Source organism: Aeromonas sp. MR16, assembly GCF_022549315.1.
Taxonomy (GTDB): domain Bacteria; phylum Pseudomonadota; class Gammaproteobacteria; order Enterobacterales; family Aeromonadaceae; genus Aeromonas; species Aeromonas aquatica.
In genome coordinates this window covers 106,042-123,796 of record NZ_JAKZFK010000003.1, presented here as the reverse complement: position 1 = coordinate 123,796, position 17,755 = coordinate 106,042, and the positions used below count along the sequence as shown (strand labels likewise).

Genomic DNA, 17,755 nt, shown 5'->3' with positions numbered 1-17,755 from the left:
TAAAACTTGCCCGAGGTCGGCGAACGGGGCAGGGTATGCAGCTGGGCGCGATGGATGTTCCCGGGGCATCAGAACAGTTGAGCAGGAGGCGAGACGATGGCGATTATTTTCGATCTGGGACGGGTGGTGGTGAGCTGGGATCCGGTGGCCATAGTGCGCTCCGTGATGGGCCCGGTGGATGCCGAAGCGCTGGCCGAGCGGCTGTTCAATCACCCCGACTGGCTGGAGGTGGACAGGGGCACCCTCTCCTTGCATACCATGGCGCGTCAGGCCGAGGCGCGCACCGGCCTGTCGGCCGCCGACAACCTTGCCATCTTGCAGGCGGTGCCCGCCTCGCTGTTGCCGGATCCCGCCATGCTGACGCTGATCGAGGAACTGCACGGTGCCGGTCACAGCCTCTATGCGCTCTCCAACATGGGGCATGCCAGCATCGACTGGCTGGAGCAGCATCAGCCGTTCTGGCGTTTCTTCAGCGGCAAGGTGGTGTCGGCGCGGGTGCGGATGATGAAGCCGGAGCCGGACATCTACCGCTACCTGCTGGTGTCGTTCGATCTCAAGGCGCAGGAGTGCCTGTTTATCGATGACAGCCCGGCCAACGTGGCGGCCGCACAGGCGTTGGGAATAGGGGGCCTGGTATTCACCGATGCGGCACAGTGTCGCCGGCAACTCATCGAGCAGGGATGGCTGCATGTTTGAACCCGTGCTGATCCTGGGCCGTCAGTCGAAAAGTACGAATCCCGCTCTAGTCCATTTGAATCTAAATCGGATTTTATTCCCGTTCCGTAAGCACCTATTCAGCCTGCTGAGCACAAAATGTACGCCAATTCATCATCCGGAATTGTTGTAATGGATGCCAATGTAGTAGTGCTGAATCGGGGATACGATCAGAGTTTTCAGGCCAGAGAGCAGCGGCTTATCGAGTCACTGGCCGGTTATGATGAGCTGATCGTCACCTTTTCCGGCCGGCTGGAATCCTGTTACAGCATGGATCTGTGCCGGGCCAGCGGGGTCCGGTTTCGTGCCATCACGCTGGATAACCCGACCCTCAGCCGCAAGGCGGTGGCCAGGGCCAAGCGCTACTGCCAGCATTACGGCATAGCGCACCAGGTGATCAAGACCGATGAGATGATCTTCAGCGTGCACCTCGGCCATCTCGCCGACGTCAAGGATCCGGTGCGTTACCTCTGCCAGCGGCTGGGGCAGGAGGTTCATCCTCCGATCTTGTTGTCGGCCTCTGCCGAAGAGATGCGAGAATATCTGCGTCGTTTTGACAGCCTGCCCGCCAACACGCTCTGGCTCTTTGCCGAGCAGGGTATGACCAACCGGGACTTCCGCTATGGCTTCCAAAAGCGGCAGCTGGATCTCTGGGGCAAGGGGGGAGAAAACTGCCTGAGCCGGCGCTTCTCCGATCCCCAGTCGCTGGACAGGCGTCATCTGCGCATGGTCGACATGGCCGAACAACTGCTCAGTGACATGGGACTGGATGGGGTACAGGTTTACTTCCATACCCTGGCCGACAGGGTGACTACCCTGGCGCGGGTCCGGACGCCCACGGGCCTGCGAGCCCGAGTGTTCGACATGCAGCCGACCATACTGCAGGCGCTGCTCGGTGCCCAGTTCGATATGGTGACCCTGGACATGGTGCCGGGCGAGGATCCCCAGGCCCTGGCCATCTGAGAGCCGGCAGGGAGAGCGCCGTAACGTGAGTCGGGTCATAGGCAAGGACGACCCGACTCTTTATACTGGCGCCCTCTGTCTCTCCACCGAGCCATTAGCCTATGAAGCCCCTGTCCCGACTGCTGGTTGCCCTCTGCCTCTCCCCCCTGCTGGCCCAAGCCGCCCCCCTGACCCAGGTCACCCTGCCGGATGGGCGTCAGGTGCAGCTCAACGACGACTTCAGCTGGGAATATCTGCTGATCAAGCCGGCCACCACAACCGAGGCGACGACGGGAGCCGCAGTGGCGCCGGTGCTGACCGAGCAAGCCCTGACCAACCCGGAGATGCTCTCCCAGGCGAGCAAGGATGGCATCGTGGTCAAGCTGACCCAGATCGACGGCAGTGACCCGTTGCAACTGCAATTCATGCTGAACAATAGCGGCAGCCGCAACGTGGTGCGGGTCAGCGGCAGCGTCACCCTGTTCACCGAGCAGGGCGTCCAGCTGACGAGCCAGGAGGTCAGGTTCTGGGCCGGCGAGAACCGCCTGCCCGACTCCTATCTGCGCAAGGGCGAGCAGCGCCCCTCCCGGGCCATCGAGCTGGCTCGCCCCGCGGGCCTCAACGGCAAGCCGCTGGTGCGGGTGCAGATCGACGAAGTGGAGTTCCGCTGACTCTTCGCCACACGGCCGCCATCAGCAAACAGGCTCCATTACGGAGCCTGTTTTCGTTCAATTGTTAACCCGGCAACCGCCAGCAATATTTGCTTACATCTGCAATGGTTTGGCAACAGCTTGCCGTTCGGCACAGTCCCCGCTAGCCGTCACAATGGCTCCATCCCAGCTAGGTCCTCACTAGCTCTACCTATGGAGTCAACAAAATGCAAAAAGTCGCACTGTCTGTTCTGGTTCTGGCCGGTCTCTCTTCCACCTCTGTCATGGCACAGGATGCCTTCAGCTACGCCAAGGGCGCCGCTACCTGGGCTCACACCAACTCCGACTTCGTCGGTGGCAAAGACAGCAACAACCGTGACTTTGGCGGCCTGAGCCTGGATCTGTCCAAGAGCTTCGGTTCCAACTTCTACGGTCGCTTCGGCTCCGAATACAGCTCCCGCAACAGCGGCAACGACAGCATGGCTATCTCCAATCTGGGGATGGGGGTATTCACCCCGCTCAGCACAGGTCTGAACCTGTACGGTGAAGCGGGCCTGATGGGCTACAGCATGGAACGTGAACTGGCCAACAACGTAAACGACTCCGGCTGGGACAACATCACCCGCAAGAGCAGCGGCAGTCTGTACGGCGAAGTGGGCCTGCGTTACGACCTGGGGGTGATGGAACTCTCCACCGGCTATCGCTACGCCAACATGACCGATGACATGCACGATTTCAAGGTGGGTGCCGCCTACAAGGTGAGCCAGAACCTGGCCCTCACCGCCGACTACACCTACCGCAAGTGGGACCTGCAACAGGGCTCCATCTCCAGTCTGGGTGTGAAGTACAGCTTCTAATTTTTCCATCCTGTCGTGTCTTTGCCCATGGCCCCGGTCATGGGCTTTTTCATTTTCTGGTGATCCTGTTTTCCCCCTTGTGTCGTATCGGTCCGTAATAGTTATACAACTTCCATTTCTTTGTATAACTGCTATAACTGGTTCAATGCTTATACAATGGGCGTAATCATGTACAAGATAAAGGTCGGTATCAGTGCCTGTCTGCTGGGGCAGGAAGTGCGGTTCGACGGGGGCCACAAGCGCTCCAGTTTCTGCGAACGGGATCTTGGCGCTCACTTTGACTATCACCCCGTCTGCCCCGAGATGGCCATCGGCCTCGGCGCCCCCCGCGCCGCCATCCGCCTGGTCAGACGCAAGGGGGAGATCCGTGCCGAGGCCAGCAACGGCAGCTTCGATGTGACGGAAAAGCTGATCGCCTTCAGCGAGCAGCAGGCCAGCCGCCTCGACTTTCTCTCCGGTTACATCCTCTGCGCCAAGTCCCCCAGCTGCGGCATGGAGCGGGTGCGCATCTATGGTGCCAACAACGAGGGGAGCGCCAAGGAGGGGATAGGCCTCTTTGCCAAGGGCTTGATGGCGGCCAACCCATTGCTGCCGGTGGAGGAGGATGGCCGCCTGTGCGATCCCATACTGCGGGAGAACTTCGTGCTGCGGGTGTTCGCCTATCACGACTGGCAGCAGCTCTGCGCCCGCGGGATCACCGCCGCCGCCCTCATTCGCTTTCATTCGCGCTACAAGTATCTGGTGCTCTCCCACGCCAGCACCTACTACCGCACCCTCGGCAAGCTGCTCGGCAACCTCGGCAAGGCCAACCTGCAGGAGGTTGCAGACAGCTACATCAGGGGCTTGATGGCGGCGCTGACCCTGCGCGCCAATCGCCGCAGCCACACCAATGTGCTGATGCACCTGCAGGGCTACTTCAAACGGATGCTGACTCCGTCCCAGAAGCAGGAACTGACCGAGGCCATCGACAAGTACCGCGTCGGCATCTTTCCGCTGCTGGTGCCCCTGACCCTGCTGCGGCACCACCTGCGCGAACATCCCAACCCCTATCTGGCCGAGCAGGTTTATCTTAATCCTCATCCGGAAACGCTCAGGCTCAGGTATGGCCTGTGAGCAAGGCTGAGGACGACGCTTTCCATGGCCCCGTGGTCACCGCCAAGGCGGTAAACCTGGGGCATCCTCTCTTATCAAATGGACTCGACATGCAAGAAAAGGCGATTTACCCCATCCGCGAGGTCTCACGCCTGACCGGCGTCAATGCCGTCACCCTGCGAGCCTGGCAACGACGCCATGGCTTGGTGCAACCGGCCCGTACCGAGAAGGGGCACAGGCTCTACAGCGAGCAGGATATCCGGCAGATCGGCGAGATCCTGAGCTGGCTAGAGCGGGGGGTGAGCATTGGTCAGGTCAAGGGGCTGCTGAGCGAGCCGGACCGTCCCCTTGCCAGCGATCACTGGCAGCAGAGCCTGGCGCAGTTTGGCGAGGCCATGCTCACCTTCCATCAACGCAAGGCCGAGGCCCTGCTACAGGATCTGCTCACCAGCTACCCCTTCGAGCTGGTCCGTAGCCGAGTCTTGCAACCGCTGCTGGATCAACTGCTCGGCCTGTGGCGCGAGCGGCCCGATGGAGAGCTGTTGCAGCGTTTCTGGCTGAGCTGGCTGCAGGCTCACTTCGGCCGCCACCTCATCGAGCAGGAGAAGGGGAGCCCCGTCAGCCTGGCGAGCTGGGGCCAGATCGGCCCGCTGGACCTGCTCTGGTGCGCCTATGAGCTCGTCAATCAGGGCCACGAGGTACATCTGGTCGGCCCCTGCGATCCGAGAGGGGTCACGCTGTTGGCGGGACGGATACCCGACCGCTGGCTGGTGTTGCTGGGTGCCGGGCTCGGCAAGAGAGAGCTGGCCGAACGATGGCCTGCCTCGGTCCGGCTGTTCGGGGCACTGGGTAGCCTCTATGAGCCGGCCTGGCTGGCGGAGCAAGCCTGGTCACCGACCCTGTCGGCCGCGCTGGCCGACCCGCGGCCACAGGGCACATCGGGCAGCGAGGGCAAGGGAACATGAAACTCGTCTGGTTTCGCAGCGATCTGCGTCTGGCCGACAATCCGGCCTTGCGCCACGCCTGCGCCGATCGGGAGGGCGAGAGAGGCGAGGTCGCGGCTCTGTTCGTCATCAGCCCCGCCCAGTGGCAACAGCACAAGGTGGCCCCCATCCGGCAGCGCTTCCTGCTGGCCCAGGTCGACGAGCTGGGCAAATCCCTGGCGGCGCTCGGCATCCGTTTGCACCTGCTGCGGGTGGAGCGCTTCGCCGAGGTGCCGGCCGAGATCTGCGCCCTGGCGAGCCGACTTGGCGTGCGCCAGCTCTACGCCAATCAGGCCATCGAGCTCGACGAGCAGCGCCGGGATCTGGCGGTGAGCGAGGCCTTGCAGGGGCAGGGGATCCTGAGTCACTGGTTCAACGGCTGCTGCGTGTTGCCCCCCGGCCGGGTACTGACCGGCTCCAAAGAGATGTTCAAGGTGTTTACCCCCTTCAGTCGGGCCTGGTTGAAGGCGCTGGAGGAGGATGGCTTCGTCATCCACCGCGCCCCCGCGCCGAGAGGGGCGCCGCTGCCATGGCGACCGCTCTGCGAAACGGGCCTGGTCGATCCCGATCTTTGGGATGGGAGCCCAGACTCGCGCTGGCCGGTGGGGGAGGCCGAGGCCCAGCGCCGGCTGCACGGCTTTCTGGAGCAGGGAGTACTGGACTATGGGGAGACCCGAGACTTTCCGGCCCTGGCCGGCACCTCCACCCTCTCCCCCTATCTGGCGGCGGGGATCATCAGCCCACGCCAGTGCGTGGCGGCCTTGCAACAGCGGCTCGGCTACCGGCCCCAGTCCAAGGCGCAGCCCGGCTTCGTCTGGCTCAATGAGCTCATCTGGCGCGAGTTTTATCGCCACCTGCTGATGCTGGTGCCGGCCCTCTCCATGAACCTGCCGTTCAAGGCCGAGACCCGGGCCCTGCCCTGGGGCTGGGATCCGGCGGCGCTGGCTGCCTGGTGCGAGGGGCGCACCGGTTACCCCATAGTCGACGCGGCCATGCGTTGCCTCAATGCCACCGGCTGGATGCACAACCGGCTGCGGATGATAGTGGCGAGCTTCCTGACCAAGGATCTGCACCTGCACTGGCGGCTTGGGGAGGATTACTTCATGAGCCGGCTGGTGGACGGCGATCTGGCGGCCAACAACGGCGGCTGGCAGTGGGCGGCGGGAACCGGTGCCGATGCGGCCCCTTACTTTCGGGTGTTCAACCCCACCACTCAGGGCCAGCGCTTTGATCCTGACGGCAGCTTTATCCGTATCTGGGTGACAGAGCTCAAGGATGTGCCGACCGCCCTGCTGCATCAGCCTCACGAATGGCTGGTGCAGCAGGGTAGAGGGGATTATCCGGCTCCCATGGTGGATCATGCCAAGGCACGGCTGAGTGCCATCGAGATGTTTCAGGAACTGGAGAGAAAATAGGATGAAAGAACCGCTGGCCCATTTTATCGTCCTCTACCTGCAACTGGACAGGCAGCAGTTGCACCGCCTGCCGGAGATCTACGCAGAACAGGTGGTCTTCATCGATCCGGCGCACCGGATTGAGGGGCTGGCGGCGCTCACCCGTTACTTCTCTTCCCTGTATCAGCGACTGCACTACTGCCGATTCGAGATAGTGAGCCAGCAGCAACAGGGCAACGAGGCCTGGCTCGGCTGGATCATGACCTTTGCCCATCCCAGGCTCGCCGGTGGTCAGCCGATCCGGGTCGAGGGGGCGACCCAGTTGCAGTTCGATGCCTGGGGCAAGGTGTGCCTGCACCGCGACTATTTCGATCTCGGCGCCATGCTCTACGAGCGGTTGCCCCTGCTGGGGAGCCTCATCCGCGCCATCCGCACAAGGCTGGGCACATGAGCGGGCGGGTGCTGATCACCGGGGCCAGCTCCGGCCTCGGCCGCCAGCTGGCGCTCACATACCGGCAGGCGGGCTGGCAGGTGTGGGGCTGTGGCCGCGACGGCGAGCGGTTGCAGGCATTGGCTCATGAGGGGATCACCCCCCTGCAGTTCGATGCACGGGACAGCGCTGCCATGGCAGAGGTTGCCGCCGGCCTGCCCGCACTGGATCTGCTGATCCTCAACGCCGGCAGCTGCGAATACATGGACTTGGCCCAGGGATTTGACGGTGCCCTCTTTGCCCGGGTGATCGAGACCAACCTGGTCGCCACCGGCCACGCCCTGGCCGCCTTCCTGCCGCGGCTGGCGTCCGGGTCGCGGCTCGCCATCGTCGGCTCGGCGGTGAGCTGGCTGCCCCTGCCAAGGGCCGAGGCCTATGGCGCCTCCAAGGCGGCGCTCGATTATCTGGCGGCCACCTTGCGCCTCGATCTGCAGGGCGCTGGCATAGGGGTGACCCTGATCCGGCCGGGCTTCATCGAGACCCCATTGACGGCCCGCAATCGCTTCGCCATGCCCTGCCTGCTGCCGGTCGAGACGGCGGCCCGGCTCATAGTGCGTGGCCTCGCCGCTGGTCGGTCACAGATCCATTTCCCGTTTCGTTTCATATTGTTATTACGCCTGCTTGGGGCGCTCCCCCTGGGCCTCTGGCTGCGCCTGGCCCGCCACCTCACTTAGCAAGGATGCCAAGTATGAAGAGAAGGATCGCCATCGTCGGCTCGGGGATCTCGGGACTCACGGCCGGGCACATGCTGCATCGGCACCATGACATCACCCTGTTTGAGGCCGCCTCCGTACTGGGAGGGCACACCGCCACCGTCGATATCAGCCAGGATGGCCGCAGTCACGCCATCGACACCGGCTTTATCGTGTTCAACGACAGAACCTATCCCAATTTCCTGAAATTGCTGGTAAAAATCGGGGTGGCCCGCCAACCCACCGAGATGAGCTTCTCGGTCAAGAGCGAGGGGCTGGAGTACAACGGCCACTCCCTGGGCAGCCTGTTTGCCCAGCGCAGCAACCTGCTGCGTCCCCGCTTCTACCGTTTCATCGCCGAGATCCTGCGCTTCAACCACACGGCCCGCCGCTGGCTGGCCGCACCACAGACGGGGAGCATCGAGCCGAGCCTGGGCGCCTTCCTGCAAGGGGGCGGATTCAGCGACTACTTCGCCCGCCACTACATTCTGCCCATGGGAGCAGCCATCTGGTCATCTACCCTGGCCGACATGCGCGCTTTTCCCCTCGGCTTCTTCCTGCGTTTCTTTGACCATCACGGCCTGCTCAACGTCAGCAACCGTCCCCAGTGGTACGTGATCCCCGGGGGATCGCGAGAGTACATAGCGCCGCTCACCGCCGGCTGGCAGCCGCAGATCCGCCTGGCCTGCCCGGTGCAGGAAATCCGGCGGGTGAACGGCGGCGTGGTGATCCAGAGCGCCCGAGGTGAGGAGCCGTTCGATGAGGTGATCCTGGCTTGCCATAGCGATCAGGCGCTGACCCTGCTTGCCGATGCCAATGAGCGGGAGCGGCGCATCCTGGGGGGCATCGGCTATCAGGCCAACGATGTCTGGTTGCACACCGACATCGCCAGCTTGCCCAAGAGACGCAAGGCCTGGGCCAGCTGGAACTATCAGCTCGGGGATGACGAGCAGGCCAGGCCACTGGTGACCTACAGCATGAACATCCTGCAGGGGCTTAAGGCTAGCCGCGAGTTTTGCGTCAGCCTCAACCCCGCCGGCAGGGTGGATGAGCGCAAGGTGTTGCGACGCTTCGTCTACCATCACCCCGTGTTCAACGAGGCCGCCCTGGCGGCGCAGGCATCGCGCGGCGAGATCTGCGGGCAACGGCATACCCATTTCTGCGGCGCCTACTGGTACAACGGCTTTCATGAGGACGGGGTGCGCAGCGCCCTGGATGTGACCCGTCGCTTCGGGGCCGAGCTATGAGCGCTGCCCTCATCAGCGGCATCTGGCAAGGGGCGGTACGCCATCGCCGCTTCGCACCCAGGCCCCATGCTTTCTCCTACCCTCTGTTCATGCTGGGGCTGGATCTGGACGAGTTGGCCGACTTGCAGCTGAGCCCCTGGTTCGGGGTCGAGCGCGCCGGCCTGCTCTCGTTTCGTCGCAGCGATTACCTGCGCGGGACGCAGGGGCCGCTCAAGCAGGCGGTATGGAACAAGGTGGACGAGCTGGGTGGGGCGGCCCAAGGCGGCAGGATATTGCTGCTGGGCAATGTGCGTTGCCTGGGGTTTTACTTCAGCCCGGTCAACTTTTACTTCTGCTATCAGGGGAGCGATGCCCGCTATCTGCTGGCCGAGGTCTCCAACACCCCCTGGAACGAGCGCCACTACTACCTGCTGGATCTGGCGGCGCTGGTGCCCCACGACAAGGATTTTCACGTCTCCCCCTTCATGGCGCTGGCCATGCGCTATCACTGGCGTGTTCGCCCGCCCAGAGAGGAGACCCTGATCCACATCGAGAGTCATCCCCAAAGCGGCGATCCCAAGTTGTTCGATGCCACCCTGGCCTTGGCCCGCGAGCCACTGTCCAAACGGGGGCTCGGCATGCTGTTGCTGCGCTGGCCCTGGATGACCATGCGGGTGCTGCTCGGCATCTATTGGCAGGCCGTGCGGCTCCTCATCAAACGGATACCGCTGTTCACCCACCCGGAGACTCACTAATGGAACTGGTGCAACTCACAACCTCCATCCCCCTGCTCGATCGCTGGGCGCGGCAACTGGTGTTCCGATTGCTTGGACACTTGCAACATGGTCAGCTGCTGCTGCGTGACGGGGAGGCGAGCCTCATCTTCGGGGAGCGCGGGGCGGATCTGCAGGCCGAGGTCGTGGTACTGGATCCCGCCTTTTACCGACGGCTCCTGCTGGGGGGCAGCATAGCGGCGGGGGAGACCTGGGTGGAGGGGCTCTGGACCAGCCAGGCACCGGTCACCCTGGTGCGGCTGCTGGCCCGCAACATGGCGATGCTCGATCGGCTGGAGCGGCGATTTGGCTGGCTCAGCTTTCCGCTCAACAGGCTGCGGCACTGGGGCAGCCGCAATACCCTGACCGGCTCAAGGGTCAACATTGCGGCGCACTACGACCTCGGCAACCGGCTCTATCAGGGCTTCCTCGATAGCCACATGCAGTATTCCAGCGCCATCTATCCGGCTGCGGATGCCACCCTGGAGGAGGGGCAGCAGGCCAAACTCAGGACCATCTGCGAGCGATTGGCACTGGGACCGGAGGATCACCTGCTGGAGATAGGCACAGGTTGGGGTGGGCTCGCCATCTACGCCGCCCGCCACTACGGCTGCCGGGTCACTACCACCACCATCTCTCGGGCCCAGCACGATCATGCCCGCGACTGGATTGCGGCGGCGGGGCTGGAGGATCGCATCACCCTGCTGCTGGAGGATTATCGCAAGCTGGAGGGTCGCTACGACAAGCTGGTCTCCATCGAGATGATAGAGGCAGTGGGTCATGCTTTCCTACCTGACTATTTCAGGCAATTATCGCGCCTGCTCAAACCCGGCGGCCGCCTGCTGATCCAGGCCATCACCATCGCCGATCAGCGCCACGACCAGTATGTGCGCAGCGTCGACTTCATCCAGCGTTACATCTTCCCTGGCGGCTGTTTGCCGAGCGTCTCCCAGATGGCGGGGCTGCTGGCCCGGGAGACCGACATGCAGCTGGTGCGCTTGCATGATCACGGTCACCACTACGCCCGCACCCTGGCCCACTGGTGCGAGCGCTTCCTGGCGCTGGCCCCCGAGTTGCCGAGGCTCGGCTACAGCCAGGACTTCATCCGGCTATGGCACTTCTATTTCGCCTATTGCGAGGGGGGGTTTTGGGAGCGAGCCATCAGCCTGGTACAGCTGGAGGCCGCCAAGCCTGGCCCGGAGGGCTGGTCGGGGGACAGGCCCGTGAACTCCCCCTGAATCATGTGGGGCTGGCTGCAACTGTTGGGGTTCAACCTCTATTGGTGGTTGGCGGTGGTGTGGCAGCAGCCGGGACCACTGCTGTTGCTGCTGGGGTTGCATCTGCTCTGCTCGCCGGATGCCCGTGGGGATCTGCGCCGCTGGCCCCTGGCCTTGGCCGGCTGTCTGCTTGATGGCCTGCTCTGGCATCTCGGATTGTTCCAGTTTCCCCAGGGCTTTCCCCTCTGGCTGGGGCTGCTGTGGCTCGGATTTGCGTTGACTCTGGGCCAGGGGCTGCGCTGGTTGCTGGCGTTGCCCCGCTGGCAGCAGGGACTGCTCGGCATGGTGGGGGGAGCGGGTTCCTATGTGGCGGGAGCCGCCTTGGGATCGGTACACTTGTCTTGGGGCATCGGGATCAGCGCCCTCATACTGGCGCTGATCTGGGTGTGGTGGTTACCCGTATTGCTGTGGGTAATGGTCAAGCTGGAGGGTGAGCCAAGATGAGCACCTTTTCGACCGATACGCTGCTGTTTTCGAAGTGGACCAGGGAGGGCCAGCAAGGGCCAAACGCGCACTTCTATCTGGTGGTCTCCTGCCAGCGGGATGCGCAGGGGCTGCTGGCTCGCGTGGTGTTGCAGGATATCAACACCTTGCAGGAACAGGAGATGAACTGGCATGAGCTGGAAGATCCCACCCGCTGGCACATGGGGTGGAATTAGCACCTTGCTTGCGGCGCTGATGCTGCTTGTGGCCACTGCCGTGCAGGCCTCTACCGCCCCCTGGCAACAGTTGCGCCCGGTCGGACAGGGGGAGATGAGCTGGCTCTGGTTCAAGCTCTATGACGCCACCCTCTACAGCGAGAGCGGCCACTACGAGCCCGGTCGCTATCCGCAGGCCCTGACCATCACCTATGCCAAATCCATTTCCCGCCAGGACTTGCTCGCCGTGACCGGGCAGGAGTGGCAGCGACTCGGGGTGGGCAACCAGGATCAGCGACGCCGCTGGCTGCAACAGCTGGCGACCCTGTGGCCGGATGTGAGCTCGGGGGATGCATTGACCTTCTACGTGGATGACGCCGGGCTTGGCCATTTCTGGTGGCGAGACAAGCCGCTGGGCAGCATGCCTGATCCTCAGTTCCCGGCCGCGTTTCTGGCCATCTGGCTGGCCGACAACAGCCGTGATCCCGCCCTCACCCGCCGCCTGCGCGGCCAACCCTGATACCGGAGTCCCTCATGCCTCTCTACCGCACATGGCGCATTCTGCTGCTGTGGCCACTGCTGCTGCTGCTGGCAGGGTGTGGCGCCAGCCTCGATGACTATAGAGGGCAGGGCCCTAACTGGGATCTCGCCCGTTTCTTCAATGGCAAGCTGGTGGCCCACGGCCTGGTGACCGACCGTAGCGGCGAAGTGACCAGTCGCTTTCGGGTCGAGATGCAGGGACGCTGGCAGGGTGGCAAGGGGGAGTTGTTCGAGCAGTTCTATTTCGACGACGGCCGCCGGCAGACCCGCACCTGGTTTTTGAACAAGGGGGCGGATGGGCACTGGCGCGGCACCGCCTCGGATGTGGTGGGGGAGGCGGTGGGCAAGACGGCAGGCTTTGCCCTGAACTGGCGTTATCAACTCGATCTGGCCCTGCCGGACGGGGAGGTGGTGCGGGTGAGCTTCGATGACTGGATGTATCTGCTGGATCAAGATCGCCTGATCAATCGCGCCGAGATCAGCAAGTTCGGCATTCACCTGGGCGAGGTGATCCTCTATATCGAGCGGCTCGAGCGATGAAAGCAAGTGCTTTTCCCACTGACGATAGCCATTCGCTATCAATGGACAAGGTATAAGCAATTGTCTTTTGAGTCTGTGCGGGGATATGCTGACTCCGTTCCCAATAATGTTTCCACCTGGAGGTGAATGATGAAGAGCCCCATTGGTCTTGATACCGTTCAATCACAAGCCCTGGCCGCCGAGCTGAACAAGTTGCTGGCCAGCTACCAGATCCTCTACATGAACGTGCGCGGCTTCCACTGGAACATCCGTGGCAACCAGTTCTTCGAGCTGCACCTGAAGTTCGAAGAGATCTACAACGATCTGCTGCTCAAAGTCGATGCCCTGGCCGAGCGTATCCTCACCCTGGACGGGGTGCCCATGCACAGCTTCAGCGACTACTTGAAGGTCTCCGCCATCCCCGAGCAGAAGGGGCTGCACGATGGCCGCGCCTGCGTCGAATCCCTGCTGGAGAGCTTCCGCGAGCTGCTGGTAGCTCAGCGCCGCATCCTGGGACAGGCCGCCGAGGCCGGTGACGAGGGCACGGCCTCCATCCTCTCCGACTACGTGCAGCAGCAGGAAAAACTGGTCTGGATGCTGCGAGCCTATCTGGCCTGACGTTAGAAGGGGCTGGATGCAGCATGATTAAATGCTGCTCCGCCCCTGATGTGCTCGAATATTGTTGCAAGCCTGAGTTGTCTTTCCCCTATATCTACCCCTTTGCCGCCCTGTTTGGGCGGCTTTTTTGTTTTTGATCTGCATCAATGAATACTTAATTGGTAAATTGAATGCCTATTAAGTTTTTACCGGGGGGAATAGAATCGCCACAAAACAAGCAACTGAAATGTCCAATTAGGAGAGGCATGATGTTTTGTGTGCAATGTGAACAGACAATTCGTACCCCGGCAGGCAATGGCTGCGCTTACGCACAAGGTATGTGCGGCAAGACGGCCGAAACCTCGGATCTGCAGGATGTGCTGATTTATACGCTGCAAGGCCTCAGTGCCTGGGCGTTGGCCGCCCGCGAGCATGGTATCGTCGATGACGAGATCGATGCCTTCGTACCCAAGGCGTTCTTCGCCACCCTCACCAACGTCAACTTCGACTCCGCGCGCATCGTCGGCTATGTGAACCAGGCGATCGCTTATCGCCAGCAACTGGCCGACCGTCTGACCGCGCTGGCGGTGCAGGTCAGCGAGCTGCCCGCCGCCGCCCGCTTCGAGCCGGGTGCCGAACTGCTGGAACAGCTGGCTCATGCGCCCCAGACCGCGGTCAATCGCGGCAAGAGCGAGGTCAACGAAGACATCATGGGGCTGCGCCTGCTCTGCCTCTACGGCCTCAAGGGCGCCGCCGCCTACATGGAGCATGCCCGGGTGCTGGACCAGCAAGACAGCGCCGTGGCCGCCGAATTCCACCGCATCATGAGCTGGCTCAGCACGGATCCGAGCGATCTGGATCCCCTGTTCAAGTGCGCCATGGAGATAGGCCTGCTCAACTTCAAGATCATGGAGATGCTGGATCTCGGTGAAACCACCGCCTTCGGCCACCCCGAGCCGACTCAAGCAAGAGTCACCCCGATCCCGGGCAAGTGCATCCTGGTCTCCGGCCACGACATGATGGATCTCAAGCTGATCCTGGAGCAGACCGCAGGCACTGGCATCCATGTCTACACCCACGGCGAGATGCTGCCCGCCCTGGCCTACCCCTTCTTCAAGCAGTACCCGCACCTGGTGGGCAACTATGGCTCCGCCTGGCAGAACCAGCAGAAGGAGTTCGCGAACTTCCCCGGCGCCGTGGTGATGACCTCCAACTGCATCATCGACCCGAACGTGGGTGACTACAGCGACCGCATCTTCACCCGCTCCATCGTCGGCTGGCCGGGTGTGACCCACCTGGAAGGGGAAGACTTCTCCGCCGTAGTGGCCAAGGCGCAGGCACTGGAGGGCTTCAAACACACCGAGCTCGAGCACTTCATCACCATCGGCTTTGCCCGCAATGCCCTGATGCAGGCCGCCCCCGCAGTGATCGACAAGGTGAAAGCAGGCGAGATCAGCCACTTCTTCCTGGTGGGCGGTTGTGACGGCGACAAGGCCGAGCGCGCCTACTTTACCGAGTTTGCCAAGGCCGCCCCCCGAGACAGCCTGCTGCTCACCCTGGGCTGCGGCAAGTACAAGTTCAACAAGCTCGATTTTGGCGACATCGGCGGCATCCCCCGTCTGCTGGACGTGGGTCAGTGCAACGATGCCTACTCTGCCATCCAGCTCGCGCTGGCGCTGTCCGAGGCGTTCGAGTGCGGCGTCAACGATCTGCCGTTGACCCTGGTGCTCTCCTGGTTCGAACAGAAGGCCATCGTCATCCTGCTCACCCTGCTGGCGCTCGGCGTGAAGGACATTCGCACCGGCCCGACCGCCCCCGCCTTCCTGACCCCGGCCCTGCTCAAGGTGCTGGAGGAGCAGTTCGCTCTCAAGGGAACCACGACCGCAGAGGCAGATCTGGCCGAGATCCTGGCTGCTTGATCAAGGTGCTGGAGACATAGTCCGGTCTCAAGGGCACCACCACGGCCGAAGCTGATCTGGCCGAGATCCTGACAGCTTGATCAAGGTGCTGGAGACATAGTCCGGTCTCAAGGGCACCACCACGGCCGAAGCGGATCTGGCCGAGATCCTGGCGGCCTGATCCCGGCTTTTTCCGGCCAGACGCATTTCGCATGTTGTAAGCCTTTGGCGAGCCGATTGGCTCGCCTTTTTTTCAAACAAGGCTGTTCATCAGACCTTTTACATTCGATAGAGGAGCCTAGTGATGAGCTCAACGTCTCTCACGCTCACATGCATCGCACGCCGGGCGGATACCCACGATGTGACCAGCTGGCAATTTGCCTCGCTAACGGGCGACCTGCCGGCCGTGCTGGCTGGCCAGTGCATCACCCTGCACACCGAAATAGACGGCAAGCTCCAGTGCCGCGCCTATACCCTCTCCTCCAGCCCGCAGGATGCCTGCTGGCAGGTCACCATCAAGGACGTGGGCCTGGTCTCCCATCACCTGCACCAGAGCCTGCAGGTGGGGGGCGAGATCCGGGCCGACGGTCCCTTCGGTGACTTTCATCTGACCGCTTTGCCCTGCGAGCGACCGCTGCTGCTGAGCGCGGGCTCCGGCATCACCCCCATGTGGGCCATGCTGCGAGACGAGCTCGCCAGGCGACCGGAGGCGGATATCCGCTTCATTCACAGCGCCCGCTCCCCCGAGGATGTGATCTTCGCGGGTGAATTGGCCGCCCTGGCAGAGGCGCATCCCGGCGTGCGCCACGCGCTGGTGTTGGAGCAGGCGCCGGCGGCTCACCCCTGGGTCGGTCGGCTCAGCCCGGACATGCTCAAAGAACTGGCGCCGGACTTGCTCAGCCGCCACGTCTACCTGTGCGGGCCGGCGCCTTACATGACGGCGGTCTGCACCATGCTGACAGCGCTGGGGCTGCCGGCCGGCCAGCTGCATCAGGAGTCGTTCGGTCTGCCCGAGGCGCCGCCGGTGGCTACCGATAGCAACCATTTCTGGCTGACCCTCAAGAAGAGCGGCAAGAAGGTGAAGATACTGCCGGGGCAGACCCTGCTGGCCGCGCTGGAGGGGGCGGGGGAGACCATGATGGCCGCCTGTCGCGCCGGGGTGTGCGGCGCCTGTCGCTGCTCCACCACGGGGATCATAGAGCGCCAGAGCGTGATGACGCTCAGTGCGCAGGATCTTGAAAATGGGGTGGCGCTCGCCTGCTCCTGCACCGCCAAGGGGGACGTCAGCCTCGACTATTGATGGCGCCATGAGTATCCCGGTCTTCTCCCGTCGAAACCGGGCGGGTACACTTGGCCCAGTTTCAACGGAACACGGGATAAATAAATGACAATTCTGGTCACGGGGGGCGCCGGTTATATCGGCTCCCACACCTTGGTGGAGCTGCTGGAAGCCGGGCAGCAGGTGGTGGTACTGGACAATCTCTCCAACGCATCGCCGGAGTCCCTGCGACGGGTCGAGCGGATCACCGGCAAGGCTGTCACTTTCGTCGAGGGGGATATTCTCGACCGTGGCTGCCTGCAGGCGCTGTTTGCCCAGCACCAGATCGAATCAGTTATTCACTTCGCCGGATTGAAAGCGGTGGGGGAGTCCAGCCAGATCCCGCTCACCTACTACCAGAACAACGTGACCGGCACTCTGGTGCTGTGCGAAGAGATGGCCAAGGCCGGGGTGTTCCGGCTGGTGTTCAGCTCCTCGGCCACCGTCTATGGCGATCCAGCCTCTGTGCCGCTGCGGGAAGACTTCCCCACCGGCGCCACCAATCCCTACGGCCGCTCCAAGCTGATGGTGGAGGAGATCCTGCGGGATCTTTCCAACTCCGATCCGCGCTGGGCCATCGTCCTGCTGCGTTACTTCAACCCGGTCGGCGCCCACCAGAGCGGTCTCATCGGTGAAGATCCCAACGGTATCCCCAACAACCTGCTGCCCTACATCAGTCAGGTCGGGGTGGGCAAGCTCAAGGAGCTAGGGGTATTCGGTGACGACTACCCGACGCCGGACGGTACCGGGGTACGCGACTACATCCACGTGGTGGATCTCGCCATCGGCCACCTGAAGGCGCTGGCACGCATCGCAAGCGACACCGGGGTGTTCACCTACAACCTCGGCACCGGCCAGGGCTACTCGGTGCTGGAGATGATCCGTGCGTTCGAGGCGGCCAGCGGTCGCCCCATCCCCTACCGGATCAAACCCCGTCGCCCTGGCGACATCGCCGAATGCTGGGCCGAACCCACCCTGGCCCGTGACGAGCTGGGCTGGCAAGCGATGCGTGGGCTGGAGCAGATGATGGTCGACACCTGGCGCTGGCAAAGCCAGAACCCGAACGGCTATGGTCCTGCTGCGAAGCAGTGATCAAGGCTCATGCGCAGCTCTTCGCCTTGCTGACAGCGTCTCGCGACGGTCTATCAGACTTGA

20 protein-coding genes are annotated in these 17,755 nt (G+C 62.9%); all 20 read left to right on the top strand.

What is annotated here, in order from left to right:
• Positions 1-96 precede the first annotated feature (96 nt).
• Positions 97-696, top strand: coding sequence for an HAD family phosphatase (locus MM194_RS04555; protein ID WP_241342811.1), 600 nt, complete (start codon positions 97-99; stop codon positions 694-696).
• A gap of 117 nt (positions 697-813) precedes the next feature.
• Complete coding sequence (locus MM194_RS04550; RefSeq protein ID WP_241342809.1) at positions 814-1,677, top strand: hypothetical protein; 864 nt, start codon at positions 814-816, stop codon at positions 1,675-1,677.
• Positions 1,678-1,778: 101 nt separating this feature from the next.
• The gene (locus tag MM194_RS04545) at positions 1,779-2,327 is read left to right on the top strand and encodes a DUF3157 family protein (RefSeq protein ID WP_241342808.1); all 549 of its coding nucleotides are present in this window, start codon (positions 1,779-1,781) and stop codon (positions 2,325-2,327) included.
• A gap of 206 nt (positions 2,328-2,533) precedes the next feature.
• Positions 2,534-3,163: an autotransporter gene (locus MM194_RS04540; protein ID WP_033130200.1), complete on the top strand. Its 630-nt coding sequence runs from the start codon at positions 2,534-2,536 to the stop codon at positions 3,161-3,163.
• 168 nt (positions 3,164-3,331) lie between these two features.
• The gene (locus MM194_RS04535; protein WP_241342806.1) at positions 3,332-4,276 is read left to right on the top strand and encodes a DUF523 and DUF1722 domain-containing protein; all 945 of its coding nucleotides are present in this window, start codon (positions 3,332-3,334) and stop codon (positions 4,274-4,276) included.
• An 89-nt stretch (positions 4,277-4,365) separates the two neighbouring features.
• Positions 4,366-5,220, top strand: a complete 855-nt coding sequence (locus MM194_RS04530; protein ID WP_033130202.1) for a MerR family transcriptional regulator — start codon at positions 4,366-4,368, stop codon at positions 5,218-5,220.
• On the top strand, positions 5,217-6,653 hold the full coding sequence (phrB, locus tag MM194_RS04525; protein ID WP_241342805.1) for a deoxyribodipyrimidine photo-lyase: 1,437 nt from the start codon (positions 5,217-5,219) through the stop codon (positions 6,651-6,653). Before MM194_RS04530 ends, phrB begins: the two co-directional genes overlap by 4 nt.
• 1 nt (position 6,654) lies before the next feature.
• Positions 6,655-7,083 (top strand): nuclear transport factor 2 family protein, encoded by a 429-nt coding sequence (locus MM194_RS04520; RefSeq protein ID WP_033130204.1) that lies wholly within the window; start codon positions 6,655-6,657, stop codon positions 7,081-7,083.
• The gene (locus MM194_RS04515; protein ID WP_241342804.1) at positions 7,080-7,796 is read left to right on the top strand and encodes an SDR family NAD(P)-dependent oxidoreductase; all 717 of its coding nucleotides are present in this window, start codon (positions 7,080-7,082) and stop codon (positions 7,794-7,796) included. The genes MM194_RS04520 and MM194_RS04515 overlap by 4 nt, the downstream gene beginning before the upstream one ends.
• 14 nt (positions 7,797-7,810) lie before the next feature.
• Positions 7,811-9,061: an FAD-dependent oxidoreductase gene (locus MM194_RS04510; protein ID WP_241342802.1), complete on the top strand. Its 1,251-nt coding sequence runs from the start codon at positions 7,811-7,813 to the stop codon at positions 9,059-9,061.
• A complete protein-coding gene (locus MM194_RS04505) occupies positions 9,058-9,795 on the top strand; it encodes a DUF1365 domain-containing protein (protein WP_033130207.1) in 738 nt (245 codons plus the stop codon). Before MM194_RS04510 ends, MM194_RS04505 begins: the two co-directional genes overlap by 4 nt.
• Positions 9,795-11,051 carry a cyclopropane-fatty-acyl-phospholipid synthase family protein gene (locus MM194_RS04500; protein ID WP_033130208.1) on the top strand — a complete coding sequence of 419 codons (1,257 nt, stop codon included), beginning with the start codon at positions 9,795-9,797 and terminating at the stop codon, positions 11,049-11,051. The genes MM194_RS04505 and MM194_RS04500 overlap by 1 nt, the downstream gene beginning before the upstream one ends.
• Positions 11,052-11,054: 3 nt before the next feature.
• Complete coding sequence (locus tag MM194_RS04495) at positions 11,055-11,534, top strand: DUF2878 family protein (RefSeq protein WP_033130209.1); 480 nt, start codon at positions 11,055-11,057, stop codon at positions 11,532-11,534.
• Positions 11,531-11,749: a TIGR02450 family Trp-rich protein gene (locus MM194_RS04490; protein ID WP_033130210.1), complete on the top strand. Its 219-nt coding sequence runs from the start codon at positions 11,531-11,533 to the stop codon at positions 11,747-11,749. The genes MM194_RS04495 and MM194_RS04490 overlap by 4 nt, the downstream gene beginning before the upstream one ends.
• Positions 11,706-12,248: a chalcone isomerase family protein gene (locus MM194_RS04485; RefSeq protein ID WP_241342800.1), complete on the top strand. Its 543-nt coding sequence runs from the start codon at positions 11,706-11,708 to the stop codon at positions 12,246-12,248. Before MM194_RS04490 ends, MM194_RS04485 begins: the two co-directional genes overlap by 44 nt.
• A 14-nt stretch (positions 12,249-12,262) precedes the next feature.
• Positions 12,263-12,808, top strand: a complete 546-nt coding sequence (locus MM194_RS04480; protein WP_241342798.1) for a DUF3833 domain-containing protein — start codon at positions 12,263-12,265, stop codon at positions 12,806-12,808.
• 129 nt (positions 12,809-12,937) lie between these two features.
• A complete protein-coding gene (locus tag MM194_RS04475; RefSeq protein ID WP_021140949.1) occupies positions 12,938-13,405 on the top strand; it encodes a Dps family protein in 468 nt (155 codons plus the stop codon).
• A 248-nt stretch (positions 13,406-13,653) separates the two neighbouring features.
• Positions 13,654-15,303 (top strand): hydroxylamine reductase, encoded by a 1,650-nt coding sequence (gene hcp, locus MM194_RS04470; protein WP_241342880.1) that lies wholly within the window; start codon positions 13,654-13,656, stop codon positions 15,301-15,303.
• A gap of 283 nt (positions 15,304-15,586) precedes the next feature.
• Positions 15,587-16,582, top strand: a complete 996-nt coding sequence (locus MM194_RS04465) for a hybrid-cluster NAD(P)-dependent oxidoreductase (RefSeq protein ID WP_033130213.1) — start codon at positions 15,587-15,589, stop codon at positions 16,580-16,582.
• 84 nt (positions 16,583-16,666) lie between these two features.
• On the top strand, positions 16,667-17,692 hold the full coding sequence (galE, locus tag MM194_RS04460) for a UDP-glucose 4-epimerase GalE (protein WP_241342797.1): 1,026 nt from the start codon (positions 16,667-16,669) through the stop codon (positions 17,690-17,692).
• Positions 17,693-17,755 lie beyond the last annotated feature (63 nt).